This window comes from Pseudomonas sp. MSSRFD41, from assembly GCF_014230245.1.
Classification (GTDB): Bacteria; Pseudomonadota; Gammaproteobacteria; order Pseudomonadales; family Pseudomonadaceae; genus Aquipseudomonas; species Aquipseudomonas piscis.
The window spans coordinates 1-11,721 of the sequence record NZ_JACKZK010000048.1 but is presented as its reverse complement, the minus strand read 5'-3'; the positions used below and the strand labels follow the sequence as shown (position 1 = coordinate 11,721).

Below are 11,721 nucleotides of genomic sequence, written 5' to 3'. Positions count from 1 at the left end.
ACAGAATTTCTTGACGACCATAGAGCATTGGAACCACCTGATCCCATCCCGAACTCAGAAGTGAAACGATGCATCGCCGATGGTAGTGTGGGGTTTCCCCATGTGAGAGTAGGTCATCGTCAAGATTAAATTCCGAAACCCCAATTGCGAAAGCAGTTGGGGTTTTGTTTTTCCAGATCAGAAAACCTGAGCGAGCCCCCCCTGGGCATTCCCTTTCCCTGCGTACCTATCATCCCCGGGCTCGGCTTGCCGCCTTTTGAAGTTGTCCTACAGAGTCAACCTTACAGGCGACTTACCCACAGCCCTTGGCCTCGATGCTACTTCTCCAGGCGGTGCCAGGCCTGGTACTTCCTGTGGACAAGTCTTCCAGCACAAGAGTCACGACCGCTCTAGCGTGCCGCTCGGCGGTATTCTGATAAATTAGGCGAGTAATTCAGATAATTCCCTAAGGGTTCGAGGATTCTTGCCGACAGAGTGTTGAGACATGCGTGCACCAAGTAGAGCGGTCAGAGAATGTCGCCTGCGCTGTTACCTGGAATGTTGCATTCCGTACGCATCCCCACTTTCGGCATAAGAAGTCCCATGAAATGAATCTCAAGTTCAGCCATAAAATCCTTTTGGCCGCCTCTGGCGTAGTGGTTCTGGCTTTTGCGTTGTTCACTCTGTACAACGACTACCTGCAACGCACTACCATCCGACAGAACCTCGAATCCTCTATCCAGCAAGCCGGCGAGCTCACTTCCAGCAGTGTGCAGAACTGGATGAGCGGACGGATTCTGGTGCTCGAGAACCTGGCGCAGAACGTCGCTCATCAGGGGCATAACGCCGACTTCCCGGGCCTGGTCGACCAGCCGGCCTTCACCACGAATTTCCAGTTCACCTACGTTGGCCAGGCCAATGGCACCTTTACCCAGCGTCCCGACGCGAAGATGCCCGACGGCTACGATCCACGCCAGCGTCCCTGGTACAAGCAAGCTGTCGCTGCCGACAAGACCATGCTGACCCCGCCCTACATGGCGGCTGTCGGTGGTCTGGTGGTGACCATCGCCATGCCGGTGAAGAAGCAGGGCGAGTTGCTGGGCGTCGTCGGTGGTGACCTGAGCCTGGAGACCCTGGTCAAGATCATCAACTCGGTGGACTTCGGCGGCCTCGGCCATGCCTTCCTGGTCAGCGCCGACGGTCAGGTGATCGTCAGCCCGGACAAGGACCAGGTGATGAAGAACCTCAAGGACATCTACCCTGGCGCCAACGTACGGATCGAGAACGGCAACCAGGAAGTGGTCCTGAACAAACAGGAGCGCATTCTCTCCTTCACTCCGGTGACCGGCTTGCCGAACGCCGAGTGGTACATCGGCCTGTCCATCGACAAGGACAAGGCCTATGCGCCGCTTAGCCAGTTCCGTACCTCGGCGCTGATCGCAATGTTCATCGCCGTGGGCACGATCGCCGTGCTGCTGACCCTGCTGATCCAGGTCCTGATGCGCCCCCTGGTGACCATGGGTCGTGCGATGCAGGATATTGCCCAGGGCGAGGGCGACCTGACCCGTCGCCTGGTGGTGGTGAGCAAGGATGAGTTCGGTGAACTGGGCAGCTCCTTCAACCAGTTCGTGGAGCGTATCCACGCCTCGATCTCCGAAGTGTCCTCGGCCACCCGCCAGGTCCACGATCTGTCCCAGCGGGTGATGACATCGTCCAACGCCTCGATCATCGGCTCCGATGAGCAGAGCGCCCGTACCAACAGCGTAGCGGCGGCGATCAACGAACTGGGTGCCGCCACCCAGGAAATCGCCCGTAACGCTGCCGACGCCTCCGAGCACGCCAGCGGCGCCAGCGATCAGGCCGACGACGGGCGCCAGGTGGTCGAGCAGACCATCCAGGCGATGACCGAGCTGTCGCAGAAGATCAGCCTGTCCTGCACCCAGATCGAGACCCTGAACGCCAGCACCGACAACATCGGGCATATCCTCGACGTGATCAAGGGCATCTCCCAGCAGACCAACCTGCTGGCACTCAACGCCGCCATTGAGGCGGCCCGGGCCGGTGAAGCCGGCCGTGGTTTCGCCGTGGTGGCCGACGAGGTGCGCAACCTGGCGCATCGCACCCAGGAGTCGGCGGAAGAGATCCACAAGATGATCACCTCCCTGCAGATCGGTTCCCGCGAGGCGGTGGCCACCATGAACGCCAGCCAAGTATCCAGCGAACAGAGTGTCGAAGTGGCCAACCAGGCCGGCGCCCGCCTGATCAGCGTGACCCAGCGCATCGGCGAGATCGACGGCATGAACCAGTCGGTGGCTGCCGCGACCGAGGAGCAGACCGCGGTGGTGGAAGCCCTCAACATCGACATCAGCCAGATCAACCTGCTGAACCAGCAAGGTGTCGCCAACCTCAATGAAACGCTGAAGGATTGCGATGCCCTGTCGCAACAGGCCAGCCGCCTGAAGCAACTGGTCGACAGCTTCAAGATCTGAAGCCCGCCCCTGGGGTGCTCAAGGCCCGTTCCTGCCTCATGGCAGGGCGGGCTTTTTCATGGCCGGGATTCAGCCCAGGGGTTCGCCCAGCAGCCCCAGGTGGGTATTGATCACCTGCAGCAGGCGCTGGCGTTGGGACTTGATGAAGAAGTGGTTGCCCAGCACCTCGATCAGCTCGAATTCGCGGGTGGTGAACTCCCGCCAATTGAGCATGTGGCTGGCGGTCGCCAGTGGGTCCTCGCTTCCGTAGAAGGCCGTCATCGGTACGTTGAGGCAACCACTGGAAGTGTCGTACCAGGTTTCGAAGAGCTTCAGGCCGGTGCGCAGCAATTGCTCATAGGCTTGCAGGTCGTCCTGTCCACGGGGGATCTCCAGGGGGCTGCCACCCAAGGTCAGGATCGCCTCGCGAAAGGCCGCATCGGGCAGGGTATGCAGCAAGGGGCGGCGGGGCAGGCTGTCAGGGCTGCGGCAGCCGGAGACGAACAGATGGCGGGTTTGCCGGGGAAACCGCTCCTGGGCATATTTGCAGGCCTCATAGGCCAGCAGCGCTCCCAGGCCATGGCCGAACAATGCATGGGGCTTCTGCAGCCAGGGGGCCAGCGCCGCGAAAGTATTTTCCAGCAGGCTCGGCCAGTTGTCACAGGGAGCTTCGTAGCGTCGCGGGCCGTGCCCTGGCAAATTGACCACCACCAGTTCGATATGATCGGCCAATCCGCTGGACCAGACTCGCAGTTGCTCGGCGGCGGCCCCGGCCTGGGGAAAACAGATCAGGCGGATCTGCGTGGCTTGTCCAGAGTTGACCACCAGGGTCCATTGTCGGGTATCGGTATCCACAGCTTTTCCTTAAGCATGGGGCCGGCAGTTCCTCTTCCGGCGCGACAGGGCATCTAAAATAGTGGCTGATGCCGATGAATGCACGCGCTCGTCAGGCTCTCGTGCACAGCAGGCGACGGCTGCCCGCCGCGGAGCACATTCTGCCGGTGACCGATCTCAAGGTGCCATTGTTTTTTGCCGGGCCAGCCTTCACCATCAGCCAATTCACGAAAGCTCCCTTGGATGCGACGCATTGGCGGCACGTTTAGCTCTTTCCCGGACCCTGTGCTGGTTCGGCTCGGCATTGCTGCTGGCCGGCGTGCTGTTGGGCGGCCTGCACGCCGACTGGGACTTCTCCCTGATCAGCCGGCGGGCCACGGCGCTCTATGGGCCCCTGGGCGAAGGCCAGCAACGCATCGACGCCTGGCAGCACCTGCTGGCGACCCAGAAGCAGGTGGCCGAGCGCGAGCAACTGAAAGTGGTCAACCTGTTCTTCAACAAGAACATGCGTTATGTCGAGGATATCGACCTCTGGCACCAGGTGGACTACTGGGAAACACCGATCGAGGCCTTGTGGAAGGGCGCCGGCGACTGCGAGGACTATGCCATCGCCAAGTATTTCAGCCTGCGCCGCCTTGGAGTCGCCAGTGACAAATTGCGCATCACCTATGTCAAGGCCCTGCGCCAGAACCGCGCACACATGGTCCTGACCTACTATTCCACCCCGGACGCCATGCCGCTGGTACTCGACAGCCTGGAGGACTCGATCCGCCCGGCCAGCGAGCGAACCGACCTGTTGCCGGTGTACTCCTTCAATGCCGAAGGGCTGTGGCTGTCGGGAGCCAAGGGCAACAAGCGTGTCGGTGACACCAAGCGCTTGTCGCGTTGGCAGGATGTACTGAAGAAAATGCAGGCCGAAGGATTCCCGGTCGAGACGACTAACTAGGAGCACGAGCCCAGATGTCTTTGTTCAAACAACTGCTGATCGCAATCTGCGTGTTCCTGGTGGTGGCCTTCAGCGGCAGCTTCATGGTCAGCCTGGAAAGCTCGCGCACCCAGTACGTCAACCAACTGCGTTCCCATGCCCAGGATGCGGCCACCGCCCTGGCCCTTTCGCTGACGCCGAATATCGATGACCCGGCGATGGTCGAGCTGATGGTCAGCTCCATCTTCGACAGCGGCTACTACGCCAGCATCCGGGTGGTGGACCTGGCCACCGACAAGACCATCGTCGAACGCAGCGGCATTCCCGAAGTGGGCAACGTGCCCCAGTGGTTTGTCAGCCTCATCGGCCTGGAGCCGGCCGGTGGCGATGCCATCGTCAGCCGTGGCTGGGAGCAGGCGGCCCGGGTCGAGGTGCTCAGCCACCCGATGTTCGCCGTGGCCAAGCTGTGGCAGAGCGCCCTGGGCAGCTTGGGCTGGCTGTTGATCTGCGGAGCGGTGAGCGCGGTGCTCGGGGCGCTGTTGTTGCGTCGTCAACTGCGGCCGTTGGACTACATGGTCAAGCAATCCCATGCCATTGCCCGGCGCGAGTTCCTCAGCCTGCCGGAACTGCCGCGGACCCCCGAGCTGCGCCGGGTGGTGCAGGCCATGAACCAGATGGTGGAGAAGCTCAAGGCGCTATTCCAGGAGCAGGCCGAGCGCAGCGAAAAACTGCGCGCCGAGTCCTACCAGGACAGCCTTACCGGGTTGGCCAACCGGCGATATTTCGAAATGCAGCTGCATGCCCGGGTCAGCAATCCGGAGCAGGCCAACTCCGGCTACCTATTGCTGTTGCGGGTCAAGGATCTGGCCGGACTGAACCAGCGCCTGGGCGGACAGCGCACCGACCAGTTGCTGGTGGCGGTGGGTGAACAGCTGCTGCGTGAATGCAACAAGTATCCCGAGACCCACAACCTGGTCACCCGGGTCCGTGGTGGCGAGTTCGCGGTGCTGGCCCCTGGCCTGGTGCGCGAGGAAGCCATCCATCTGGCTCAGAACCTGGACAGCGCCCTGGGCAACCTGCACGCCACGGGCGCCACCGATGTGGCGTCGGTCGCGTCCATTGGCCTGGCGGCCTTTGCCCATGGCGATTCGCCCCAGGCGGTGCTGAGCCTTGGCGACCAGGCCCTGGCCCAGGCCGAGGCCCAGGGCGATGCCAGTTGGGCTTGTCTTGACCAGAGCGCCAGCGCCCAGGTCGGGGACGATCACCATGCCTGGCACAAACTGTTGGACCAAGCCCTTTCGCAACGGCGCTTCCAGCTGTATTTCCAGCCGGTGGTGGCGGTCCGGGATACCTCGCAGGTCTTGCACAACAAGGTGTTGTCGCGGTTGCTCGACGAACAGGGCCAAACCATTCCCGCCGGGCGCTTCCTGCCCTGGCTGGAGCGTTTCGGCTGGACCTCGCGCCTGGACCTGCTGATGCTCGAACAGGTGCTCGGGCATCTGGCAGGCCATTCCGAGTCCCTGGCGTTGAACCTGTCGGCCGCCACCCTGGCCGATCCGCACGCGCTGAACCGGGTCTTCGACCTTCTGCGCCAGCACGCCGACCTGGGCCCTCGCCTGACCCTGGAGATCGGCGAGGAGCAATTGCCGGACCAGGCCCGCCTGGAGCAGTTGACCCGGCAACTGCGCGAGCTGGGCTTCTCCCTCAGCCTGCAGCGTTTTGGCGGCCGCTTCAGCATGATCGGCAACCTGGCGCGCCTGGGCCTGGCCTACTTGAAGATCGACGGCAGCTACATCCGCGACATCGATCAGGAAAGCGACAAGCGCTTGTTCATCGAAGCCATCCAGCGTGCCGCCCACAGCATAGACCTGCCGCTGATCGCCGAGCGGGTCGAGACCCAGGGCGAGCTGCAGGTGATCCGTGAAATGGGCTTGTTCGGGGTACAGGGGCAGTTGTTCGGCGAGCCCGCGCCCTGGAATTGAGGAGCCGGATCACGCCCCGCCGGCAGGCCGGTAGGGCGGATTCAGATCAATCCGGTTTCATCATCGTTGATCAAGCGGCTCAAGCCACCTAGCGCCTCACGGGCGTTGCTGCGGTCCAGCAGCTTGACCTGGGCCGCTTCCGGCAAGTCGGTGATGCGGATCACGCCCTTGCGGGTCAGGACCTGGATCAGGTCGTCCAGCACCCGGATCATATCCAGGTCACTGTGCTTGAGCTGCTTCAGGCTGACTTCCACCGCCTCGTTGGCGTACCAGGTCTGGATCTCGTGGTGGTCGGCGGGCAGCGTCTCGGTGGCTTCGGCGTAAGCGGCGGCTTCCACGCGAATCAGCTGACCTTGTGCATCGCGTTGCACGTAGAACATGGCATATCCCTCAGGCATTTTTCTCAGCGTCTAGCCGCCGGCAGCATAGGCCAACGCGGTACTCAGGAAGCGAGTATGCGTTGTGCCGGGCCAATCGTCACGGCGCTTGCTGTCTGCCGGGGCCTGGCCACCGCTGGCGAGCGGCGGTGGCCAGGAGCCGATCAGCTGTTGTTGTGGTCGATCTTGATGGTCGGATCGCTGCCGGCGATCAACGAGTTGATGCTGGCATTGGACCAGTTGTTGCCTTCCAGCTTGATCGTCACATCGGCGTTGGCCAGGCCGCCGGCGGCGTTGAGTTTGCCTTCGGAGCTGACCTGCAGGGTCGAGACCCCGTCCACGGTGGTGATCTTGAGGAAGTTGTCGATGGTGCTGGCGCTCTCGCCTTGCAGCAGGTCCCGCAGGTCGATCCGGTCACCCTCGCTGGCCTTGAAGTCCTTGATCACGTCGTTGCCAGTGTCACCGGCCTTCCAGACGAAGGTATCGGCCCCTGAACCACCGATCAGGATGTCGTTGCCCTTGCCTCCGATGAGAGTGTCGTTGCCGGTGCCGCCCAGCAGGATGTCATTGCCCTTGCCGCCGTCCAGCAGATCGTTGCCGCCCTGGCCGAAGAGAATGTCATTGCCGGCACCGCCCAGCAGCGTGTCGTTGCCATCGTGGCTGCCAGACACATCGAACTCGGTGTAGTGCTCGGTGATGTACTGGTGCACGTTGCTAGCAGTGACCTTGCTCACCTCGACCCCGGTCTGCTTGGCCACATAGGCCTGCATGGCCTGGTAGCCCTCGCCGGCCACACCGTTGAAGCTCACCAGGTCGCCGAACAGGATGTCGTTGCCATTGCCGCCGTTGACGGTATCCGCCCCCGGCATGGTGGCCTCGGTATGGCCGATGATCGAGTTGGCCAGGTCCTTCGGATCGATGTTGGTCTGCGGCTTGCCATCGGTGTCATACGGCTTGAGGTCGTTGAGGCTGACACCGCTGTTCAGGCCAATGGCCTCCACTTCCGACAGCTTGCTCAACAACGCGAAGCCGGAATTGGAGTTGTTGGTGGTGCTCCAGTCGGTACTGCTGCCTGAACCGGCACGGTACGACAGCTCATAGGTGCCATCGCCCTGGGCGTGCAGGGTTCCAAGGGTCGCGCTATTCCAGCCGTTATCCCACCAGTTGCTGCTGTAGGTCTGCAGTACCACCGTACCGTTGGCATTCACGCTGAAGATATGGGTGTCATCGAGACGGACAGTGAAGCTATCGCCCAGCTTGTACTTATTGACGTCGATCACATCATCGAGCTTCGGACCGCCGTTGTAGAGCGTCGGGTTGGTCTGCTCGCCGGCCTGGTAGTAGGTCGGCTTGCCGTCGGTGATGAAGTACGTCAGGTTCTTGGCATTGGTGTTGCTGGTGGCCTGGTTGCTCTGGAAGAAGTTGGCCGTGGCCTTGAACACGTCTTCATAGTTGGTGCCGCCGTCGGATTTCATCGAGTCCAGTACGGCCTTGAGCTGGTTCAGGGCATTCGGATCGTTGAGGTTCACCGAAACCGACTTGTTGACCTGGGAGCTGAAGTCCGCGAGGAAGATGTTCACCGTGCCTGAGCCGGCGCCGCCAATGCTGTTTTTCAGGGTATTGAACACCGACGCCAGGGACTCCTTGGCCGCGTTGATGGAACTGCCCATGCTGCCCGAGGTGTCCACCATGAAGGCGATGTTGTAGTTGGTGCCCGGGACCACGGTCAGGCCACCGATGTCGGCGACCACGATGTCGTTGCCTTCGGTGCCGGTGAAGGTGTCGTCACCGGAAGTGCCGACCACCGGGTTGTACACGGCCGGGTAGACCTTGACCGGGATCTGCGCCGAGGTGCTGGCAGAGCCGCCCAGGGACTCGGTGGAGGTCGAGGTCACGTTGAGGTTGAACGTGCCGTTGTAGTAAGGCGGCGGAGTGACCGTCAGGCTGCCCAGGTTCCAGCCGGTGACGTTGGCCTCGCCGTTGGTTGCCGTCGCGGTGAAGGTGTGCCCGGCGCCATCGCTGAGTACCGAGCCGGCCGGGATGCCGCCGATCTTCACGCTCAGGGTTTCCGAGCCATCGGTATCGGTCAGTGCGGTGGTGATCTTCGCCAGCTTGACGGTGCCGCCTTCGGCGCCTTCATTGAACTTGTAGCCGTCGTAGTAGCCCTCGCCGTTGCTGCCGTGCAGCTCGGAAAGGGTGACGCCGGCATTGTTCAGCGCGGTTTCGTTAGGGTACATCGGGATGTTGGCGTTGCTCAGGTCGACTGGTGCACCGCCATTGACCGACAGGTTGACGTCATAGCTCCCCGGACCGCTCTGGTTGGCGTGGTAGATGTCCAGGGTGTAGTAGCCGCTGGTGGTCGGGGTGAACGAGCCGCTGATGCCGCCACCCGAACCCCAGAGAGCGGTAGCCACGTTCTTGCCGCCAATGGTGATCAGCAGGCTGTCGTCGCCGGTACCACTGAAGCTGTAGGTCTTGCCGGCCTCCAGGTAGATCAGGCCGGACGTTTTCGAACCGCTGCCCCCTGGGACGCTGGCATCGGACTGGGCATTGGTCACCGTCGTGCTGCTGGTGGGTTTGCCGGAGTTGTCGAACACCGCCTTGAGCGCGTCGCCGGTAATGCCGTTGCCGTTGGTTCCCAGGCCGTTGAGGCTGGTCCAGGTCTCCTTGAGCAGGCCGATGGAGTCCACATTGTTGTTCGCCACGCCCAAGCTCGGCGCATCGGCCACCGGAGTGATGTCGATGGTCACCGTGCCGGTGTTGCCCAGGGCCTGGCCGTCGGTGGGCTGGAACTTGATCTGCGCGTAATCCGCCTGCTGGTTGCCCACGCCGTGGCCGCCATAACCATTGGTGCCGGATTCATTGGCATCAGGCGTGAAGCGCAGCTTGCCGGCATCGATATCGGCCTTGCTGAAGGTCTGGTTGTTGGCCACGTCCTTCCAGGTCGAACCGTCGAGGTACTGCAGCTTGCCGTCGCTCGGCAGCTGGGTGATCTTCACGCCGAGGCTGGACGCCGGGCTGTCGACATCGCTGACGCCGAAGTTGTTCCAGGTCAGGGTCAGCGCGGTGTCTTCGGTACCGGTCACGGCGCCGCCGGTGGCTACCGGAGCATCGTTGACCGCCACCACGTTGACCGTGGTGGTGGCGACGTTGGAGTAGTTGCTGCCATCGGTCACGGTCACGGTGATGGTCCGTGGCGTGGTGCTCGGATCTTCACTGTTGTTGGTGAAGGTAATGTTCTTGATCTGCTGCATGTAGTCGGCCAGGGTCGCGTTGCCCGACAGGGTCAGCGTGATCGAACCGTCTTTGCTGTTGGCGTTGATCGTGATGCCGTTGACGCTGTTGCCCAGGTTCAGCGAGTCCCCGGGCTGACGGTTGGTCAGCACGATGGTGGCGCCGGTGAGCATGGTGCTGTCCGGATCGGTGATGCTCAGGTCGGTATCGGCGATCGACACGCCAGGGCCGCTGGTGCCCTCGGTGAAGGTGACCTTGTAGTCGGCGCCGGTGGCACCGCTGGAGTTGTTGGCATCCAGGTCGATGACCGGCGGCGCGTCGTTGTCGATGATCGACGTGGTGACGCTACCGTTGGTGCCGCTGACCACCAGTTTTTCGAAGTTGCCGCCAGTGGCCGAGTCGATCTTGACCACGAAGTTTTCCGTGCTCTCGGTGATCTTGTCGTCGATGGTCGCCACGTTGAAGGTGGCGCTGCTGGCGCCGGCCGGGATCTTCACGGTGTAGACGCCGGTGAAGTCCGAGCCGTCGGTGGCCGTGCCGCTGTAGCTGATCTTCAGGGTGACTTCGGTTTGCGCCGGGTGGGGCAGGCTCACGGTGTAGCTGGCGGCCTGGCCCTCGACCACCGAAGCGCTACCGGTGATGCTGACCGACGTGGTGTCGATGGTATCGGTGACGTTGGTCACGGCCGGCGTGGTATCGGTGACCAGCTTCTCGAAGTTGCCACCGGTAGCGCCGCTGATGCTGGCGTTGACTTTGCCGGCGTCGATGTACACGTCGTCCGCTGGCGCGGCGACGGTCACGGTACCAGTGGTCTTGCCCGCGGCGATGGTGATGACCGCGCCGTTGTTCAGGGTGACGGTCACCGGCGTGCCGGCGGCGTTGCTCAAGGTGGCGGTGTAGACGATCGAGCCGCCCTCGGCCACGGTGCCGGTAGCGCTGAGGCTAAGGGTCGTGGTGTCGACGGTGTCGGTCACGGTGGTATTGACCGGAGTCTTGTCCCCTACGAGTTTCTCGTAGTTGCCGCCGCTGACGTCGGTGATCGAGTTGGTCACGGAGCTGTGGCCGACCAGCGCGTCGTTCGGGGCCGTGATGCTCACCGAGCCAGTGCTCTCGCCAACCGGGATGGTGATTTTCTCACCATTGGCCAGGGTTACGGTCACCGGCGAACCGGTGACCGGCGCGGTGACGGTAGCAGTGTAGGTGATGGTTCCGCCTTCGGCCGCCGAAGGCGTGGCCTTGAGGGTCACGGTGGAGGTATCGATGGTATCGGTGACGTCGGTCACGGCTGGCGTGGTGCTTGGAACCAGCTTCTCGAAGTTACCGCCTTCGGCTTTGGTAATGGTCGCTTCAACCTTACCGGCGTCCTTGTACACGTCATCGGCCGGAGCCGGAACGGTGACGGTCCCAGTGGTTTTACCCGCTTCGATGGTGATGACCGCACCGTTGCTCAAGGTCACGGTGACCGGAGTACCGGCAGCGTTGGTCAAGGTAGCGGTGTAAGTGATCTGGCCACCTTCAGCCACGGACGGTGTAGCCGTCAGCGACAGGTTGGTGGTGTCGACGGTGTCGGTCACGGTGGTATTGACCGGAGTCTTATCAGCTACGAGGTTCTCGTAGTTCCCACCGCTCACATCGGTGATGGAGTTGGTCACCGAACTGTGGCCAACCAGCGCATCGTTAGGTGCAGTAACGTTGATCGAGGCGGTAGTTTCACCCACTGGGATGGTGATTTTCTCACCGTTAGCCAGGGTGACGGTCACAGGCGAGCCCGTCACTGGGGCGGTGACGGTGGCGGTGTAAGTGATCTGGCCGCCCTCGGCTGCCGAAGGCGTGGCCTTCAGCGACACGGTGGAGTCGTCGATGGTGTCGGTGACGTTGGTGACAGCTGGCGCCGGGTTGGTCACCAGATTCTCGAAGTTGCC

Annotated in this window: 5 protein-coding genes, 1 rRNA gene and 1 pseudogene; 4 read left to right on the top strand and 3 right to left on the bottom strand. The window is 62.4% G+C overall.

The genetic code is table 11. The features are described from left to right. Positions 1–9 precede the first annotated feature (9 nt). Positions 10–125 (top strand): 5S ribosomal RNA (gene rrf / locus H7A76_RS31880). Between the two features lie 462 nt (positions 126–587). Further along, entirely contained in the window at positions 588–2,468 is a 1,881-nt protein-coding gene (locus H7A76_RS31875; RefSeq protein WP_185702207.1) for a methyl-accepting chemotaxis protein, read from the top strand. Positions 2,469–2,537: 69 nt separating this feature from the next. Here H7A76_RS31875 and H7A76_RS31870 read toward each other — a convergent pair whose 3' ends face one another. Further along, positions 2,538–3,302: a thioesterase II family protein gene (locus H7A76_RS31870; RefSeq protein ID WP_185702206.1), complete on the bottom strand. Its 765-nt coding sequence runs from the start codon at positions 3,300–3,302 to the stop codon at positions 2,538–2,540. A gap of 232 nt (positions 3,303–3,534) precedes the next feature. On the opposite strand from H7A76_RS31870, the gene lapG reads away from it, so the two are divergent. After that, entirely contained in the window at positions 3,535–4,227 is a 693-nt protein-coding gene (gene lapG, locus H7A76_RS31865) for a cysteine protease LapG (protein WP_185702205.1), read from the top strand. Positions 4,228–4,241: 14 nt separating this feature from the next. Continuing rightward, entirely contained in the window at positions 4,242–6,188 is a 1,947-nt protein-coding gene (gene lapD, locus H7A76_RS31860) for a cyclic di-GMP receptor LapD (protein WP_185702204.1), read from the top strand. A gap of 41 nt (positions 6,189–6,229) precedes the next feature. Here lapD and H7A76_RS31855 read toward each other — a convergent pair whose 3' ends face one another. Then, complete coding sequence (locus H7A76_RS31855; RefSeq protein ID WP_185702203.1) at positions 6,230–6,568, bottom strand: tryptophan synthase subunit beta; 339 nt, start codon at positions 6,566–6,568, stop codon at positions 6,230–6,232. Between the two features lie 161 nt (positions 6,569–6,729). Next, a pseudogene (locus tag H7A76_RS31850) lies at positions 6,730–11,721 on the bottom strand (LapA family giant adhesin); the annotation flags it as partial.

Bases quoted from the DNA above. Each gene is read 5' to 3' on its own strand.
- H7A76_RS31875 (WP_185702207.1), top strand. From the start codon at position 588: ATGAATCTCAAGTTCAGCCATAAAATCCTTTTGGCCGCCTCTGGCGTA.
- lapD (WP_185702204.1), top strand. From the start codon at position 4,242: ATGTCTTTGTTCAAACAACTGCTGATCGCAATCTGCGTGTTCCTGGTG.
- H7A76_RS31855 (WP_185702203.1), bottom strand. From the start codon at position 6,568: ATGTTCTACGTGCAACGCGATGCACAAGGTCAGCTGATTCGCGTGGAA.